At 70.1% G+C, this 16,708-nt stretch carries 14 protein-coding genes and 1 riboswitch; of the genes, 5 read left to right on the top strand and 9 right to left on the bottom strand.

Features of this window, described 5'->3' with window-relative positions:
• Nucleotides 1–27: 27 nt before the first annotated feature.
• Nucleotides 28–2,469: a DNA helicase PcrA gene (gene pcrA, locus OG741_RS24420; RefSeq protein ID WP_405601225.1), complete on the bottom strand. Its 2,442-nt coding sequence runs from the start codon at nucleotides 2,467–2,469 to the stop codon at nucleotides 28–30.
• Nucleotides 2,470–2,719: 250 nt separating this feature from the next.
• Nucleotides 2,720–2,882, top strand: a riboswitch (cyclic di-AMP (ydaO/yuaA leader).
• A 2-nt stretch (nucleotides 2,883–2,884) separates the two neighbouring features.
• Between pcrA and OG741_RS24415 the strand changes: the two genes are divergently transcribed.
• The gene (locus OG741_RS24415; protein ID WP_405601223.1) at nucleotides 2,885–4,084 is read left to right on the top strand and encodes an NlpC/P60 family protein; all 1,200 of its coding nucleotides are present in this window, start codon (nucleotides 2,885–2,887) and stop codon (nucleotides 4,082–4,084) included.
• Nucleotides 4,085–4,183: 99 nt separating this feature from the next.
• Here the strand turns inward: OG741_RS24415 and OG741_RS24410 are convergent, their stop codons facing one another.
• The gene (locus tag OG741_RS24410) at nucleotides 4,184–4,537 is read right to left on the bottom strand and encodes a hypothetical protein (RefSeq protein WP_405601221.1); all 354 of its coding nucleotides are present in this window, start codon (nucleotides 4,535–4,537) and stop codon (nucleotides 4,184–4,186) included.
• A gap of 345 nt (nucleotides 4,538–4,882) precedes the next feature.
• Here OG741_RS24410 and OG741_RS24405 point away from each other — a divergent pair, with 345 nt between their 5' ends.
• On the top strand, nucleotides 4,883–5,956 hold the full coding sequence (locus OG741_RS24405) for an NlpC/P60 family protein (RefSeq protein ID WP_405605741.1): 1,074 nt from the start codon (nucleotides 4,883–4,885) through the stop codon (nucleotides 5,954–5,956).
• Nucleotides 5,957–5,999: 43 nt separating this feature from the next.
• A complete protein-coding gene (locus tag OG741_RS24400) occupies nucleotides 6,000–6,767 on the top strand; it encodes a GNAT family N-acetyltransferase (RefSeq protein ID WP_405601219.1) in 768 nt (255 codons plus the stop codon).
• A 33-nt stretch (nucleotides 6,768–6,800) separates the two neighbouring features.
• On the opposite strand, the gene OG741_RS24395 is transcribed toward OG741_RS24400, so the two are convergent.
• From OG741_RS24395 to OG741_RS24385, 3 genes are all read right to left on the bottom strand, one after another.
• Entirely contained in the window at nucleotides 6,801–8,027 is a 1,227-nt protein-coding gene (locus OG741_RS24395) for an alpha/beta hydrolase (protein WP_405601216.1), read from the bottom strand.
• A 70-nt stretch (nucleotides 8,028–8,097) separates the two neighbouring features.
• A complete protein-coding gene (locus tag OG741_RS24390; protein ID WP_266486690.1) occupies nucleotides 8,098–8,793 on the bottom strand; it encodes a response regulator transcription factor in 696 nt (231 codons plus the stop codon).
• Nucleotides 8,790–10,082 carry an ATP-binding protein gene (locus tag OG741_RS24385; protein WP_266486689.1) on the bottom strand — a complete coding sequence of 431 codons (1,293 nt, stop codon included), beginning with the start codon at nucleotides 10,080–10,082 and terminating at the stop codon, nucleotides 8,790–8,792. The genes OG741_RS24390 and OG741_RS24385 overlap by 4 nt, the downstream gene beginning before the upstream one ends.
• 152 nt (nucleotides 10,083–10,234) lie before the next feature.
• On the opposite strand from OG741_RS24385, the gene OG741_RS24380 reads away from it, so the two are divergent.
• The gene (locus OG741_RS24380; RefSeq protein WP_405601213.1) at nucleotides 10,235–11,536 is read left to right on the top strand and encodes a PspC domain-containing protein; all 1,302 of its coding nucleotides are present in this window, start codon (nucleotides 10,235–10,237) and stop codon (nucleotides 11,534–11,536) included.
• A 168-nt stretch (nucleotides 11,537–11,704) separates the two neighbouring features.
• Here the strand turns inward: OG741_RS24380 and OG741_RS24375 are convergent, their stop codons facing one another.
• From OG741_RS24375 to OG741_RS24365, 3 genes are all read right to left on the bottom strand, one after another.
• Nucleotides 11,705–12,226 carry a DoxX family protein gene (locus OG741_RS24375; protein WP_405601210.1) on the bottom strand — a complete coding sequence of 174 codons (522 nt, stop codon included), beginning with the start codon at nucleotides 12,224–12,226 and terminating at the stop codon, nucleotides 11,705–11,707.
• Between the two features lie 121 nt (nucleotides 12,227–12,347).
• Nucleotides 12,348–13,589 carry a hypothetical protein gene (locus OG741_RS24370; RefSeq protein ID WP_405601208.1) on the bottom strand — a complete coding sequence of 414 codons (1,242 nt, stop codon included), beginning with the start codon at nucleotides 13,587–13,589 and terminating at the stop codon, nucleotides 12,348–12,350.
• Between the two features lie 156 nt (nucleotides 13,590–13,745).
• Entirely contained in the window at nucleotides 13,746–14,531 is a 786-nt protein-coding gene (locus OG741_RS24365) for a class II aldolase/adducin family protein (protein ID WP_405601205.1), read from the bottom strand.
• A 68-nt stretch (nucleotides 14,532–14,599) separates the two neighbouring features.
• Here OG741_RS24365 and OG741_RS24360 point away from each other — a divergent pair, with 68 nt between their 5' ends.
• Complete coding sequence (locus OG741_RS24360) at nucleotides 14,600–15,040, top strand: cupin domain-containing protein (RefSeq protein WP_405601202.1); 441 nt, start codon at nucleotides 14,600–14,602, stop codon at nucleotides 15,038–15,040.
• Nucleotides 15,041–15,056: 16 nt separating this feature from the next.
• Here OG741_RS24360 and guaA read toward each other — a convergent pair whose 3' ends face one another.
• Complete coding sequence (gene guaA / locus OG741_RS24355; RefSeq protein WP_405601200.1) at nucleotides 15,057–16,640, bottom strand: glutamine-hydrolyzing GMP synthase; 1,584 nt, start codon at nucleotides 16,638–16,640, stop codon at nucleotides 15,057–15,059.
• Between the last annotated feature and the right edge of the window lie 68 nt (nucleotides 16,641–16,708).

Below are 16,708 nucleotides of genomic sequence, written 5' to 3'. Positions count from 1 at the left end.
GCCTAAAACACGCCCTAGGCCACAGCCTCACAACTTCTCGACCGGCGCGTACCGCAGCAGCAGCCGCTTCGGCTTGGTGTCCCCGAAGTCGACCGTCGCCTGCGCGTCCGAGCCCGACCCCGTCACCTCCACCACGGTCCCCAGTCCGAACTGGTCGTGCGTGACCCGGTCACCGACCGACAGCGAGATCACCGGCTTGTCGCTCGCACGCCGCGTGGCGAAGCCCGACGCACCGCCACCCGAGCGGGAGCGCGAGGACGAGAGCGACGACGTGATGCCGGAGGTGGGCCCCGCGGGCGCGGCCATCGGGCCGGTCCGCTTCCACTCCAGGTGCTGCCCCGGGATCTCCTCCAGGAAGCGCGAGGGCGGGTTGTACGAGGGCTGGCCCCAGGCGCTGCGCATCGACGACCGTGTCAGATACAGACGCTCGCGGGCACGCGTGATGCCGACGTAGGCGAGCCGCCGCTCCTCCTCCAGCTCCTTCGCCTGGCCGAGGGCGCGCATGTGCGGGAAGACGCCGTCCTCCATGCCCGTCAGGAACACCACGGGGAACTCGAGGCCCTTGGCGGTGTGCAGCGTCATCAGCGTGATGACGCCGGAGCCGTCCTCGTCCTCGTCGGGGATCTGGTCGGAGTCGGCGACGAGCGCGACCTTCTCGAGGAATTCGGCGAGCGTGCCCGCGCCCTCTTCCTCTGCGCGGTCCTGCTCGAACTCCAGGGCCACGGCGGCCAGTTCCTGGAGGTTCTCGATACGCGTCTCGTCCTGCGGGTCGGTCGAAGCCTGCAGCTCGGCGAGATAGCCGGTGCGCTCCAGGACGGCCTCCAGCACCACCGCCGGGCCGGCGCCCGAGTCGACGACCGTACGAAGTTCCTCCATCAGCACGTTGAAGCGCTTGACGGCATTCGCGGAGCGGGACGCCATGCCGTACGCCTCGTCGACGCGGCGCAGCGCCTGCGGGAAGGTGATCTTCTCGCGCAGCGCGAGTGCGTCGATCATCGCCTCGGCGCGCTCGCCGATGCCGCGCTTGGGGACGTTCAGGATCCGGCGCAGCGGGACGTTGTCCTCCGGATTGGCGAGGACCCGCAGATACGCCAGTACATCCCGGACCTCCTTGCGCTCGTAGAAGCGCACTCCGCCGACGACCTTGTACGGCAGTCCGACGCGGATGAAGATCTCTTCGAAGACACGGGACTGAGCGTTCGTACGGTAGAAGACGGCGACGTCGCCCGCCTTCGCGTCGCCCGCGTCCGTCAGCCGGTCGATCTCGTCGGCGACGAACTGCGCCTCGTCGTGCTCGGTGTCGGCGACATAGCCGGTGATCTGCGCGCCCGCGCCCGCGTTCGTCCACAGGTTCTTGGGGCGGCGGCTTTCGTTCCGCTCGATGACCGCGTTGGCGGCGGAGAGGATCGTCTGCGTCGAGCGGTAGTTCTGCTCCAGCAGGATCGTCGTCGCGTCCGGGTAGTCCTCCTCGAACTGGAGGATGTTGCGGATGGTCGCGCCGCGGAAGGCGTAGATCGACTGGTCGGCGTCGCCGACGACACAGAGCTCGGCAGGCGGCAGGTCCTCGTACCCCGTCCCCACCAGCTCGCGTACGAGCGTGTACTGAGCGTGGTTGGTGTCCTGGTACTCGTCCACCAGGACATGGCGGAAACGTCGCCGGTAGTGCTCGGCGACGTCCGGGAACGCCTGGAGCAGATGCACCGTCGTCATGATGATGTCGTCGAAGTCCAGGGCGTTGGCCTCGCGCAGCCTGCCCTGGTACATGCGGTACGCCTCGGCGAGCGTCTTCTCGAAACCGTCGGCAGCCTGGTCGGCGAAGGTCTCCTCGTCGATCAGCTCGTTCTTCAGGTTCGAGATCTTGGCGCTGAAGGCCTTCGGCGGGAACTTCTTGGGGTCGAGATCGAGGTCCCGGCAGACCAGCGCCATCAGCCGCTTCGAGTCCGCCGCGTCGTAGATCGAGAACGACGAGGTGAAGCCGAGCCTCTTGGACTCCCGGCGCAGGATGCGGACGCACGCGCTGTGGAAGGTGGACACCCACATGGCGTTGGCGCGCGGCCCGACGAGTTGCTCGACGCGCTCCTTCATCTCGCCGGCGGCCTTGTTGGTGAAGGTGATCGCCAGTATCTGGCCGGGGTGAACGCTGCGCGTCCCCAGCAGATACGCGATCCGGTGGGTCAGCACCCGGGTCTTGCCGGATCCGGCCCCGGCGACGATGAGCAGCGGCGAGCCGGTGTGCACGACGGCGGCGCGCTGCTGTTCGTTCAGCCCTTCGAGGAGGGCGGCGGGGTCCACGACGGTGCGCGGGGCGCCGTCGCGGTGGTACGGATCCCGGGCCGGGGGCACGTCGAAGGCACCCTGGAAGAGATCGTCGGGCATCTCCTCCGGGGCCGGGTCCTCGGGCGGCGGCGGAGGGTGCTCCGAGCTGGGCTGGAGGTCCGCCAGGAAGCTGTCGTCAAAGAGGCTGCTCATCGCTCTACGAGTCTAGGCCGCCGCACTGACAGCTTGCCGCCGCATCCGGCCACCACCCTGCGTGACCTTCGCAACCCTGCGTGATCCGGCCATGTCGCCGGGTCACCTTCCGGAACGTACGGGTCCGCCGATCGGCAAGGTCACGAAAATGTATCGGGCATATCGAACATCAACCTTCACAGCGACCACACGAGTTGGCTACGGTGCTCGACCAGGCGGCCCGTATCCCCCTGGCGATCCGCGCCACATCGGGCAGCCTGCGCCGAATTCGGGCTTTCCGCAAGGAAGTTCGGAACCGGGGACCCACCATGCACAACCGGGGTGAATCGGACCGCACCCATCCGGTCCGTAGGGCGATCTTCCGTTCCGCCCGAACCCGACAGCTAACCCGGTAGGCGGTCCACGGAAGAAGGAGATGCCGGCCTTGGCGTCGCATCGCAAGGAACGCAGCCGTACCACGACCTCACCCGCCGTCGGGCTCACGACGGCAGCCATCGCCGGCGTCACGCTGCTGTCGACGCAGAGCGCCAATGCCGCGCCGACCGAGCCGAAGCCCTCCATCGAGGAGGTGCAGAAGAAGGTCGACGACCTGTACCGGCAGGCCGGCACCGCGACCGAGAAGTACAACAAGGCCAAGGAATCCACCGACGCGAAGCGGGCCGAGGTCGACGAGCTGCTCGACGATGCCGCCACGCGTACCGAGAAGCTGAACGAGTCGCGCAGAGTGCTGGGCAACTACGCGGCCACGCAGTACCGCACGGGAGCCGTCACGCCGACCGCCGCGCTGCTCTTCGCGGACAGCCCGCAGGCGTACTTCGACCAGACGCAGCTGATGGACCGGATGACCGACCGTCAGCGCACGGTGATCGACGACTACGAGACCCAGCGGGCCGCGGACGCCAAGCAGCGCGCTGCGGCGACCGAGAAGCTCGAGTCGCTCACGCTCTCGCAGAAGGCCCTGCGCAGCAGCAAGCAAGAAGTCCAGGCGAAGCTCGCCGAGGCACGGGCGCTGCTGTCGAAGCTGACCGCCGAGGAGAAGGAACGGCTCGCCGCGCTCGAGCGCCAGAAGCAGGAGGAGGCCCGCCTCAAGGCCGAGGCACAGGCCAAGGCGGAGGCGGAGGCCCGCGCCAAGGAGGCGGCGGCAGAGGCGGCGCGGCAGCAGCAGGAGGCGGCGCAGAGCCAGGACACCAGCACCGGGACGGGCACGGACACCGGCACCAGCACTGGCACCGGTACAAGCACCGGAACCGCCGACAGCACCTACGCGGCCAAGGCCGACAAGGTCCTCGCCTTCGCCCGCGCCCAGATCGGCAAGCCGTACGTCTGGGGAGCGTCCGGCCCGAGTTCGTACGACTGCTCGGGGCTGACCCAGGCCGCCTGGAAGGCGGCCGGCGTGGACCTGCCGCGCACCACCTGGGACCAGGTGAACGTGGGCACGCGGGTCGCGACGAAGGATCTGCTCCCGGGCGACCTGGTCTTCTTCTACGACGACGTCAGCCACGTCGGCATCTACATCGGCGACGGCATGATGATCCACGCGCCGAAGCCCGGTACGAACGTCCGCGAGGAGTCGATCTACTACATGCCGATCTACGGCAGCGTGCGCCCCGCGTAGCACCGCAGCAGCCGAACGCCCGGGCTTCCGAAGCGCGCCCGGGCGTTCTCATGCCCGGCGCACCCCGACGCACCGTGGCGCACCGCGGACATCCGGGCATCAGGTCCAGAGCGTCGCGATGAAGATGTTCGCGATCGTCAGCCCGCCCACCGCGCCGAACAGCGCCTTGTCGACCTTCTCCTCGTCCCGCTTGACGTAGACGAGGCCCAGGATGACCACCAGCACGGCCAGCTTGATCCCGATCTTCAGGCTGTTCACCGGCTGGTCGTCCGCCTGGTTCAGGCCCACCAGCACCACGCCGGTGACCAGCATCGTCAGCGCGCCGTGAAGCATCGCAGGGCTGAAGCGGGCCGTGCCCGCCCCCATGGCCTTCATCTGGGTGAGGAAACCGCCGAGCAGCGACGCGATACCGATGATGTGCAGGGCGACGAAGACATTGATGAGTACGTCCATGAGGCGGAGCCTAACGATCCCCATACCACCGCCCTTTGGGCAGGTGTGCCTCATTCGCCGCATCGGTCACAGCGGTAGCGGGGTCGGGCCGGTGCCATCAGGTCCGCTCCCAGAAACCGGCCCAGGGTGTCCACCTTCGGGCAAAACCGGTCCTTGCGCCCCTCCCCCGTGACCGCCAGGTCTAGCGTCCTTCCGCAGGTGACCGACTCCCCACCGCCGCCGAGCTCCCGGGCGGCCGTCGGCCACCACCGCCGAGAGATCCGGCGGCGGACCGCTCCCCCTGTGCGGACCGCCGTCGGACTCGGGCTCGTACCGCAGGCACGACAGAAGGACGTGGACGCCCTCGTGGCAGCGCACCGGAAACCGAAGCAGCATCCGCTCACCGGGCCCGCGGCCCGGACCGCCGCCACCCTCGCGCTTGCAGGCGCCGCAACAGCCACCGCATTCAACGGCACCGCACTTGCCGAGCCCGCCCTCACCCCCGCACAGGTCAAGGCCAAGGTCGACAAGCTCTACGAGGAGGCCGAGGCCGCCACCGAGAAGTACAACGGGGCCAAGGAACAGACCGCGGGCGCCCGCAGGTCGCTGGACGAGCTGCGCGACGAGGCCGCCCGCAGGACCGAGGCGCTCAACACCTCACGCAACGCGCTCGGTTCGATCGCCACCGCCCAGTACCGCGCGGGCGGCATCGACCCGGCGCTGCAGCTCGCGCTGACCTCCGACCCGGACGAGTATCTGGAGCGGGCCGCGCTCGCCGAGCGGGTCGGCACCCGTCAGGCCGACGCCATCGCCGGAGTGCACCAACAGCTCGTGGACATCGCCCGGTTGCGGGCCGAGGCGGGCGAGCGGATGGGCGCGCTCACAGCCCGGCAGACCGAACTGGCCAGGCACAAGGCCACCGTCCAGAAGAAGCTCTCGGCCGCCGAACGCCTGCTGGACCAGCTCACTGCCGCGCAGCGCGCCTCCTACGACAGCTCCCAGGGGACGTCCAACGGAGGCTACGGGGACGCCGCGACCGACGCCCGCGCCGACCGCTCCGCTGCCCCCCGCGGCTCCCTCCAGGCCCCCAACCCCCGTGCCGCGCAGGCCGTCGCCTTCGCCTACGGAGCACTCGGCAAGCCGTACGTCTGGGGCGCGACCGGGCCCGACTCCTTCGACTGTTCCGGGCTCACCCAGGCCGCCTGGCGCTCCGCGGGAGTCTCGCTGCCCCGCACCACGTACACCCAGATCAACGCGGGCCGGCGTGTGTCGAGCTCCGAACTCGCCCCCGGTGACCTGGTGTTCTTCTATTCCGGCATCAGCCATGTCGGCCTCTACATCGGCGGCGGACAGATGATCCACGCACCCCGCCCCGGCGCCCCGGTCCGGGTCGCGCCGATCGACGAAATGCCTTTCGCCGGAGCCACCCGGCCCGCATAGGATCCCCGGCGTCCCGAGATCCCGAACGCGGCAGGAGCCCGACGTGGACGTCGACGTCCAGAACTATGTACGCACCCTCGCGCTCCGCTCGCCCGACCATGTGCGGGTCGGCCCCTTCACGGTGCGCTACGACCCCAACTGGGCGATCCCGCCTGTGAATTACGCCATACCGGACCACGGCGCGGAGCCGACCACCGAAGAGATCGGCGCTCTGATCGCCGTCTTCCGCGAGCGCGACCGGATGCCGCGTCTTGAGTTCCTGCCGTCCTGCGCGCCCGAGGTCGAGCCCGCGCTGCTCGCCGCGGGCTTCGCGGTCGTCAACCGCGCCCCGCTGCTGGCCTGCGCGCCCGGCTCCCTCGTCCCGCCCGCGCCGGTGGCCGGGACAGCGATCAGCGAGCCCCGCGACCCGGCCGGATTCAGGGCCGCGGCCGCCGTGCAGCATCTCGCGTACGGCGAGACGGGCGAGCCGACCGAGGGCGAGATCGCCTGGCTCCGCGGGGCCCACGAGGGTGGCGGGGTCGCGGCCGTCGCCACGGACGACAGGGACGGGGCCACGGTCGCCGCGGGCGGCTGCTCCATTCCGGTCGACGGGATGAGCGAGCTGTGCGGTCTCGCGGTTGCCGCGTCGCACCGCCGCCGCGGCATCGGCGCCGCCCTCTCCGCGTATCTGACCGCCACCGCATTCGACCGCGGCTGCAAGGTCGTCTGGCTGGAGCCGGGCGACGCGGACGTCGAGCGGATCTACGCGGGGATCGGCTACCGGCGGGTCGGTGACAAGACCGACATGGCACTGGACGTGTCGCCCCGGTAGGCGCCATGGCCGTCACAGGGCCGTCACGGCGGGCTACTCCAGCGGTCCGGCGGCGCTGTCGGTCAGCTCCGGCTCCTGCTTCCGGTCATCGCTACGGCCCCTGGCCTGTCCCACGGTCCCTCCCTGGTCCTTTCCGTGGGGCTTGGTCATGCCCTGCAGATGCATCTGCCGCGTGAGCCACTCGAACGCGTACGGGAGTTCCCTGCTCCACACCTTGGTGAGGTGCCCGCCGGTCGTCCTGCGCACCTCCACCTTCGTGGGCGCCTTGGCCGCACGCAGGAGTGCGAGACCGGGCTGGTACCCGTCCGCGCCCTCGCCCGTCGCCAGCAGCGAGACGCGCGGCGGCTTCGTGGCCGACTTCAGGATGTTCAGTACGTCGTGCTCGCGGCGCAGGTCCGGGTCCGAGCCGGTGATCGAGTCCTTCTCCGCTGCCGGGTCGTTGTAGCCCGAGAGGCTGACGGCCGCGCGGTAGCGGTCGGGGTGGGCGAAGGCCAGTTTGGCCGCGCCGTGCCCGCCCGCGGAGTAGCCCGCGACGGCCCAGCTGTCGGGGCTGAGGGAGACCCGGAAGTTGTCGGCCATCATCTTGCGTACGTCGACGGTCAGCCAGCTGTCCGCGTTGACCGTGCCCGGAATGTTCGCGTATCCGGCGTCGGAGGCACCCAGCAGCATCGTGCGGGGCGAGACGAGTATGAAGGGCGCGACCTTGCCCGACTCGATCAGCGGCTGGATCCTGGACTGCGCCTTCATGGCCTTGAACCAGCTCTTGGAGGAGCCGGGGAATCCGGCGAGCAGTTCGACGACCGGGAACTTCTTGTTGCGGTAGGCGGGGTCGTCGTACTGCGGCGGCAGCCAGACGTAGACCTCGCCCTCCACACCCGAGATCCCGCCCTTGAGATGGGTGCGGAGCAGCCCCTTGCCGAGCTGGGGGTCGTCGACCTTGTCGAACTTCTGACGCAGCTTCGGCAGCGAGGATATCTGCCTGCCGCCGGTGCCGCTGGGGCCGAGGTCGACCGCCGTGTTCACATGGTTCGACGTACCGAGCAGGTCGTCCCAGCTGTCGTAGAGGCCATTGGAGTTGTTGACCGCCACGAACACCACCAGGACCGCCGTCGCCTGCGCGAAGAGCACCATCAGCAGCCGGCCGGCGCCCCGCACCACTGCGGGTCCGCGCAGCCGGCTCCAGAACAGGAGCGGCAGGAGTACGGCGATCACGACCAGGACGATCGTGATCACGAAGAAGGTGTTCCCCGTCAAATTCATCACGCAAAACAAGAGGTGATCACGGCGCAGTCGGTTGCCCGGCTATGTACCAGTTACCTCACAACGGGGCCTAGACCAGACGACGAGCCGTCGCCCATCGCGTCAATTCGTGCCGATTTGAGAGCTGCAACTTGCGCAGCACCGCCGACACATGGGACTCCACCGTCTTCACCGAGATGAACAGCTGCTTCGCGATTTCCTTGTACGCGTACCCCCGCGCGATCAGCCGCAGGACCTCGCGTTCGCGCTGAGTGAGCCGATCGAGGTCCTCGTCCACCGGCGGCGCGTCCGTCGAGGCGAACGCGTCGAGCACGAAGCCCGCGAGCCGCGGCGAGAACACCGCGTCCCCGTCCTGCACCCGGAAGATCGAGTCGACCAGGTCCGTACCGGTGATGGTCTTGGTGACATAGCCGCGCGCACCGCCCCGGATCACCCCGATGACGTCCTCGGCCGCGTCCGAGACGGACAGCGCCAGGAACCGTACGGGGTTCTCGGCGGCTCCCATGAGGGGGGCGCAGCGCCGCAGCACCTCCACCCCGCCGCCGCCCGGCAGATGCACGTCGAGCAGGACGACCTCGGGCCGGGTCGCCGTGATCACGGTGACCGCCTGGTCCACGTCGGCGGCCTCGCCGACCACCTCGACGCCGGTGGTGGCAGTCTGGCCGATTTCCGCCTGCACGCCCGTGCGGAACATCCGGTGGTCGTCGACGAGCACGACCCGTACGCGCCGCTGTGCGGTCTCTCCCGCAGCCTCGGTCTCGGTCATTCGCCCGCCCTCTCCATCTCCAGCTCGACCTCGGTGCCCCCGCCGGGCACCGAGCGAAGCCGTGCCGTGCCGCCGTTGCGCTGCATCCGGCCGATGATCGATTCTCTTACGCCCATCCGGTCCTGGGGCACCGAATCCGGATCGAATCCGGGCCCGCGGTCCCGTACGGAGACGAAGACCGTGCGGCCCTCGACCTCCGCGTAGACCTGCACCGCCCCGCCCTCGCCACCGTACTTGGCCGCGTTGACCATCGCCTCGCGTGCGGCCTGCATCTGGGCGACCAGTTTCTCGTCCAGCGGGCAGTCGCCGACGACCACGACCTCCAGCGGGACGCCGTGCTTGTCCTCGACCTCGGCCGCCGCCTTCTTCACCGCGTCGGCGAGGGTGTCGGGTTCCTCGTCCTCGTCCTTGCCGGTGCCCTCTGGTTTGTAGAGCCAGTTCCGCAGCTCGCGTTCCTGGGCGCGGGCGAGCCTGCGCACTTCGCCCCCGTCGTCGGCGTTGCGCTGGATCAGGGTGAGGGTGTGCAGGACGGAGTCATGGACGTGCGCGGCGACTTCGGCGCGTTCCTGGGCCCGGATGCGCATCGTCCGCTCCTCCGAGAGGTCCTGGGTCATCCGCACCAGCCAGGGCCCGGCGAGCAGCGCGACACCGGCGATCACGGCGATCGCCGCGGTCAGTACGTTGCCGAGCTGGGCGGCCGAGCCGCGGACCACGATGAAGACGGTCAGGCCCATGCCGACCAGGGCCACGCCCGCCAGTGCTCGGCCGAGCTGCAGCAGCCTGCGGCGGCGGCCGACCTCGGTCCAGCGGGCGCGCCGCGCGTTGTCCGCCTGCCGCCACACCAGCACCACACCGGCGCCGATCAGCAGGATCGGCCAGACATAGCGGCCGGCGCTGCTGCCCATCTGCACATTGCCCGCGAAGATCGCTGCGCCGACGAGCAGCGCGACCATCGCGAAGAGCTGGCCCTTGTCGGGTTTGCGCAGCCTGCGTCTGCCGTCGGCCGTGGTCTCGAAGACGGAGCGCGGCTCGGCGGTCCTGCCCCCGACGCCGAGCGGCACGACGATCCAGAAGACCGCGTACAGCAGCACGCCGAGCCCGTCTGCCATGAACAGGCCGAGGAAGACCAGCCGTACCCAGATGACGGGCAGCCCCAGATGACCCGCCAGACCCCGTGCCACACCGCCGAGCATCCGGCCGTCCGCGCTGCGGTACAGCTTGCGCAGCGGCTGCTCCTCGGGCACGGGGGCGCGGGAGGGTCCGGCGGGTCGGGGCGCGGCGACTGGCATGTTCCGATCGTCACACGCGGGGACAGGCCGCGGTATCAGGGTCGTCCCTTAAACCGACCCTGATCCCCGCCCGGGGGCGCGCGTCCGATATCAGGGAACGGCCAGGGTCGGGGTGGGTGCCGCCGGGGCGCGCGGCCCGTCACCATGGACGTATGACTCAGCCGACCACTTCGCCTCAGGCGCAGCCGGATGTGCCGCCCGAGGCGCAGCAGCTGCGCCGCGCCTCCCGCCAGAAGGTCGTGGCCGGTGTCTGCGGCGGGCTCGGGCGTTACTGCGACGTGGATCCGGTGATCTTCCGGATCGTGATCGGCGTGCTCTCCGTGACCGGCGGTCTCGGCCTGATCTTCTACGGCTTCGCCTGGCTGCTGATCCCCTTGGAGGGCGAGGAGGAGAACGAGATCCGCAGGGTGCTGTCGGGCCGGGTCGAGGGCGCCTCGCTGGCGGCCGTGCTGCTCGCACTGATCGGCTGCGGTGTGTTCCTGTCGATGCTGAGCAACGGCGGGACGCTCGCCTTCGCCGCGATGCTCTCGATCGCGGTCGCGGGCTCGGCCGTGTGGTCGCAGCGCCGCCGTGTCACCGCGCCCGGCGGGGCGCCGCTGGATGCGGCGACGGCGCACGCGGTGGCCGAGGCACCGCCGGAAACCAAGGCGCCGCCCGCTCCCGACAGCCCCTCGTGGTGGCGGGATCCGATCGTCAAGGACGGCACGACGGGCCCAGTGCCTTCCGGCTACCTGTGGGGTCCGGAGGATGCCGTCGTGGAGGCGGCGCAGGCCGGCGCACCGCCCCCGCGGCGCACGTCCTCGGCTCCCCCGCAGTCGCGCGGCCCACGCGGAATCGGAGGCACCGTCTTCCTGTTCGCCCTGCTCGCGGGCGGTCTCGGCACCGGTCTCAGCTGGGACGGCAATCCGCTGGGCACCAGCCTTCAGATCGGACTGGTCTGCGCGCTGGCGGTGTTCGGGCTCGGCCTGCTGGTCAGCTCGCTGCTCGGCCGTACCGGCTTCGGCACGATCATGATGACGATGATCACGGCGGTACTGCTGGCGGGCGCGGCCGCGCTGCCCAAGGACATCAGCACCCAGTGGGTGCGTACGGGCTGGAAGCCCGCCACCGTCGCAGCCGTGCAGGAGCACTACGAACTGGGTTCGGGCGTCGCGACGCTCGATCTGTCGTCCCTCGCCGTGCCCACGGGCCGGACGGTGTCGACGAGCGCCGAGGTCGGGGCCGGCCGGCTCAAGGTCGTCGTGCCGAAGAACGCGCCGGTGAAGATACGGGCCGAGGCGGGCATTGGCGACATCCGTCTCCCCGACGACGCGCCGAACGACATCGACGTCTCGGCCGGCAAGGAGCGGCAGGAGACGCTGCCGGCCCCCGCGGGGGCGAAGCCGTCGGGCACTGTGGAGCTGAACCTCGAAGTGGGCATCGGACAGGTGGAGGTGACCCGTGCCGCGTCGTGAACTCCGGCATGGTTTCAGGCCGGGCAAGCTGGTCGCGGGTCTCGCCGTGCTGGCCGCAGCGCTGCTGTACGCGGGCGATGCGGCCGGCGCTTGGCAGACACCCTGGTTCGTGGTCTTCCCGGTCGTCTTCGGCGGTCTGTTCCTGGCCGGGGCGGTGACCTGGATCCACTACGGAATCCGGCGCCGCCGCTCGGCCAGAAGGGCGTCGAGAGAGAACACCGCGGCGCCGCCGAGCACCAGTGGCAGCCAGGCCATGAGATAGGCGAGATCGTTGCCGTAGTAGTAAGGCTCGGTCTGCCAGCTCACGGTCAGCCACAGGCTCAGCGAGATGAGCGCACCGCCGAGCGCGGCGAGCCGGGCCAACAGCCCGACCAGGGTGCCGATGCCGACGGCCAGCTCACCGAAGGCGATCGCATAGCCGAAGCCCTCGGGGCTCTTGAGCGCAAGATCGACCAGGGCGGGCACGGCGGAGGTGTCGCGCACGCTGCGCATCATCTCTCCGATGGAGCCGCTGCCGCTGGCCGCCATGAACTGGCTGTCGGTGAGTTTGTCGATGCCCGCATAGATGAAGGTCACGCCGAGGAAGATCCGCAGCGGCAGAAGGGCGTAGCGGCTCGCCCTCTCTCTCCAGCCGCCGCGCCCGCCGTCGACCGGTCCGTAGCCGGCCGTCGTCCGATATGTGTGTGTCATCACTGGTCCCGCCTTCGGTTGACCCGTCAACTGACCATACGTACGACGAAGCCGGGCCGCTCACCAGCCGCGCGGCTCACACTGTGACAGACGAGTGTGGTGAGTCGGGCCTTCACATGTGTCAGTCCTGCACCTGGATCGGACAGCGGTTGCTCTCCACGCCCGCCGCCGTCACCACCTGGACGTCCACCTGCCCGGGCTCGACCTCGGCCGGGACCTGCACCGTGAGACCCGTGTCCGCCGGGTTGGCAAAACCGCCCGGGACCGGGATCAGCGGGACATGGACATGCACCGCGCCGATACGGACGACCATCCGGGCCAGCCGGTCGGGCGCACCCGCACCCGGCGGCACGAAGCCCGCGCCGCGGATCTCGATGTCGTCGCCCGTACGGATGGGGGCATCCAGATCCCCGGCCTCACGGGCCCGTACGACCGAAAGGACGACCGGGGGGCCGCCCTCCGCGTACTTCCCGGCGAAGTACGTCGCCGCCGAGACCGCGACCAGGAGCGCGAGCCCCCACGGCAGATCGGGCAGCTGCTCGGGCCGCCGCGCCAGCCGTACCAGCGCGAAGGTCACGGCAACGGCGCTGACCAGCGCGTACTGCACATCCGCGAAGCTGCCGCGCCCGCCGTCGTCGCAGAGCAGATCCGCGAGGCGCGGGCGGTCGGCCCGGACCTTCTGCAGCCGCCGGTTCGTGACGCGCACGGCCACCACACCGCGTACGACAACGGCGATCCCACACACCAGGGCGAGGACGGACAGCAGGCCCGCGCCCCGGGCCAGGTCGAGCCCTTCGATCAGCGCGTCCCGGTCGGCGGCCGAGGAGGCACCGGCCAGCTGGACGGCGAGCACCAGGACCGCGAAGACGACGAGCAGTACCCAGGCGGTGGCGACGGCGCGGGAGGTGGAGAGGCGGTTGTCCTCGCCGATCAGCGGCGCGAGGAGACCGCCGCGCGAACGGTGCAGCCGCGCGGCCGCGGTCAGCAGCCCGCCGACGGCGACGGCGGCGATCAGCCCTGCCGTCCGGGCACCGGTCCAGCCCGCGCCGGTCGCGGTGGCCGCCTCACCGAGCACCAGCGCCCCGACGCTCACCCAGACGATCAACAGCGAGCGGCACCAGACCAGTTGGAGCCAGGCCTCGCCCTCTTCGCGGCTGCGGTCGGCGACCGTGCGGGCCGACTGGTACAGCTCGTCCGACACCCACTGGCGCGAGGCGCTCGGCGAGTGAGAGAGCGCGACCGGCAGTCCCTGTCCGGCGGCGAGTTCGTCCCGCTTTGCGATGAAGGCCGCCACGGCACGCCGATGCTCTTCGCGCGCGCCGTGCGTGCATTCGTCGCACTGTCCCGCTTCCTGCACCGCCACGACCGACGCCGCCCTTTCCGCGTACCGACTGAACTTCCGTGCAATTCCTGGGAATTGTGCCGTACGGAAGGGGTCCACGCTCCGGCGCCGAAGGCCAGGGCGGGTGAATGTGCCGTGCCGAGATTGACTCCGGCCACCGCGTGGCCGGTTGTGGGGCTATTGAAGCAGCCCCGGCTCCTCCTGGCTGATCTGCCTCCACAAGGGCTGGTAATTGATCCAGGCGACCAGATCACTGCCGAGCTGATCGCGCGTGGCCACCGCGTCCCGGTGCTCGATCAGCACGGGGCCCGCCGCCCGGGCCGCGAGCTGCACCTGCGCGCAGCGCTCCATCGAGATGAACCACCAGGCCGCCGCGTCGACCGAGTCGCCGACGGTCAGCAGCCCGTGATTGCGCAGGACGACGGCCTTGTACGCACCGAGGGCGGCCGCGATCCGCCGGCCCTCCTCCTCGTCCACGATCACTCCGGTGTACGAGTCGACCAGCGCGTGGTCCTCGTAGAAACCGCAGGCCTCCTGCGTGATCGGCTCGATCAGCTCACCGAGGGCGGACAGCGCCCGGCCGTGCACGGAGTGGGTGTGCGCGACGGCGACGACATCCGGCCGGGCGCGGTGCACCTGCGCATGCACGGCGAACGCGGCCTGGTTGACGTGGTGGCGCCCGACGACGACCTGGCCCCCGTCGTTCACCAGGATCAGATCACCGGCCGTGACCTGCGCGAAGGGCACACCGAAGGGATTGACCCAGAAGCAGTCGGTGAACTCCGGGTCTCGCGCGGTGATATGGCCGGACACCCCGTCCTCGTAACCGAACCGCCCGAAGAGCCGCAGCGCCCCGGCGAGCCGCTCCTTGCGGTGGGCCCGCTCGTCCACCACGGTCTCGTGCACAGGCGGCATGGCGAAGCGCAGCTGCTCGACGGGGATGGGAGGGGGCGTCTCAGTCATGGCTGGAAGCTACCTTCGGGTACCCGAAGTGACCAGAGACTTGGCACGCCTTGTACGAGAATGCGCTCATGACCGACACGACATCTCCGCTGGTCCCGCTCCTCGGCCTCGAACCGCACATCGAGGGCGGCTGGTTCAGGGAAACCTGGAGGACGGCGGGCTCGACGACCCCGCCCGGCTACCCCGGCCCGCGCGCGTACGCCACCGGGATCTACTTCCTGCTGCACCCCGGTGAGAGCTCGCGCTGGCACCGCGTACGCTCCGACGAACTCTGGCTCTGGCACCGCGGCGGCCCGCTCCGCCTCCGCTTCGGCGGCACGGACGAGAAGCCGTCCGAGACGCGGAGCCTGACCCTGGGCCCCGCGGTGGAGTCCGGCGAACAGCCCCAGCTGCTGATCCCGGCCGGGACCTGGCAGGCGGCGGAGCCCGCGGGCGACGAGCCGGTCCTGGTGACCTGCATCGTCGCCCCGGGCTTCCACTACGAGGACTTCGAACTGGAGCAGTCCTAGAGGTCCTAGGAGCCGGTTACTCCCACTCGATGGTGCCCGGCGGCTTACTGGTCACATCGAGGACGACGCGGTTCACGTCCGCGACCTCGTTGGTGATCCGCGTCGAGATCTTCGCCAGCACGTCGTACGGCATGCGCGTCCAGTCCGCCGTCATGGCGTCCTCGGACGACACCGGCCGGAGCACGATCGGGTGGCCGTAGGTGCGGCCGTCACCCTGCACGCCGACGCTGCGCACGTCCGCGAGCAGCACGACCGGGCACTGCCAGATGTCACGGTCCAGGCCGGCCGCGGTCAGCTCCTCGCGGGCGATCGCGTCCGCCTCGCGCAGCAGGTCCAGGCGGTCCTTGGTGACCTCGCCGACGATGCGGATACCGAGGCCCGGGCCCGGGAAGGGCTGGCGCTGAACGATCTCGTCGGGCAGGCCGAGCTCCTGGCCGACCATCCTGACCTCGTCCTTGAACAGCTTGCGCAGCGGCTCGACGAGCTCGAACTCGAGGTCCTCGGGAAGGCCGCCGACGTTGTGGTGCGACTTGATGTTGGCGGTGCCGGTGCCGCCGCCGGACTCGACGACGTCCGGGTAGAGCGTGCCCTGCACGAGGAACGCGACGTCCTCGCCGTGCTCGGCCTCGGCGATGATCTCGGCCTGGGCCTGCTCGAAGACCCGGATGAACTCGCGGCCGATGATCTTCCGCTTCTCCTCGGGGTCGGAGACCCCGGCCAGCGCGCCGAGGAACCGCTCCTGCGCGTCGACGACCTTCAGCTGGACGCCGGTTGCCGCGACGAAGTCCTTCTCGACCTGCTCGGTCTCGCCTTTGCGCATCAGACCGTGGTCGACGTACACGCACGTGAGCTGGGAGCCGATGGCCTTCTGTACGAGAGCTGCGGCAACAGCGGAGTCGACTCCACCGGAGAGACCGCAGATTGCCCGCTTGCCGCCGACCTGCTCGCGGATGGCCTCGACCTGCTCATCGATGACATTGCCGGTGGTCCACGTCGGCTCGATGCCGGCGCCGCGGTAAAGGAAGTGCTCAAGAACCTGCTGGCCGTACGTCGAGTGCATCACCTCTGGGTGGTGCTGGACTCCGTACAGCTTCTTCTGGTCGTTCTCGAAGGCCGCGACCGGCACGACGTCGGTGGACGCGGTGACGGTGAAGCCCTCGGGTGCGGCGGAGCAGGCGTCGCCGTGGGACATCCACACGGACTGCTCGGCCGGGGTGCCCTCGAACAGGGTCGAGCCGGTCTTGGAGACATGCAGCGGCGTACGGCCGTACTCACGCGCACCGGTGTTGTCGACGGTCCCGCCGAGCGTCGTCGCCATCAGCTGGAAGCCGTAGCACATGCCGAAGACGGGGACCCCGGCCTCGAAGATCGCGCGGTCGAGACGGGGAGCGCCTTCCGCGTACACGGAGGACGGGCCGCCGGAGAGGATGATCGCCTTGGGGTTCTTGGCCAGCATCTCGGCCACGGGCATCGTCGACGGGACGATCTCGCTGTAGACCCGGGCCTCGCGGACACGGCGGGCGATGAGCTGGGCGTACTGGGCGCCGAAGTCGACGACGAGTACGACGTCTGGCGCGGCAGCGGGGGACGCTGAGGACACTGGCGGCCTTCCGGCGGTGGGAGGGGGTCGGTTTTGTCGATTCTACCGGCGCGCCGGTACCGCTTTTC

Origin of the sequence: Streptomyces sp. NBC_01410 (genome assembly GCF_045040195.1) — a bacterium.
Taxonomy (GTDB): domain Bacteria; phylum Actinomycetota; class Actinomycetes; order Streptomycetales; family Streptomycetaceae; genus Streptomyces.
Note: the sequence above shows the minus strand (reverse complement) of the source record. Positions and strands in the feature narration are given on the sequence as shown.

Excerpts from the sequence above, each read along its gene's own strand:
- OG741_RS24415 (WP_405601223.1), top strand. The coding sequence starts at position 2,885 with ATGCCGGCCTTGGCGTCGCATCGCAAGGAACGCAGCCGTACCACGACC.
- OG741_RS24395 (WP_405601216.1), bottom strand. The coding sequence starts at position 8,027 with ATGAATTTGACGGGGAACACCTTCTTCGTGATCACGATCGTCCTGGTC.
- pcrA (WP_405601225.1), bottom strand. The coding sequence starts at position 2,469 with ATGAGCAGCCTCTTTGACGACAGCTTCCTGGCGGACCTCCAGCCCAGC.
- OG741_RS24385 (WP_266486689.1), bottom strand. The coding sequence starts at position 10,082 with ATGCCAGTCGCCGCGCCCCGACCCGCCGGACCCTCCCGCGCCCCCGTG.
- OG741_RS24365 (WP_405601205.1), bottom strand. The coding sequence starts at position 14,531 with ATGACTGAGACGCCCCCTCCCATCCCCGTCGAGCAGCTGCGCTTCGCC.
- OG741_RS24375 (WP_405601210.1), bottom strand. The coding sequence starts at position 12,226 with ATGACACACACATATCGGACGACGGCCGGCTACGGACCGGTCGACGGC.
- OG741_RS24360 (WP_405601202.1), top strand. The coding sequence starts at position 14,600 with ATGACCGACACGACATCTCCGCTGGTCCCGCTCCTCGGCCTCGAACCG.
- OG741_RS24410 (WP_405601221.1), bottom strand. The coding sequence starts at position 4,537 with ATGGACGTACTCATCAATGTCTTCGTCGCCCTGCACATCATCGGTATC.
- OG741_RS24380 (WP_405601213.1), top strand. The coding sequence starts at position 10,235 with ATGACTCAGCCGACCACTTCGCCTCAGGCGCAGCCGGATGTGCCGCCC.
- OG741_RS24390 (WP_266486690.1), bottom strand. The coding sequence starts at position 8,793 with ATGACCGAGACCGAGGCTGCGGGAGAGACCGCACAGCGGCGCGTACGG.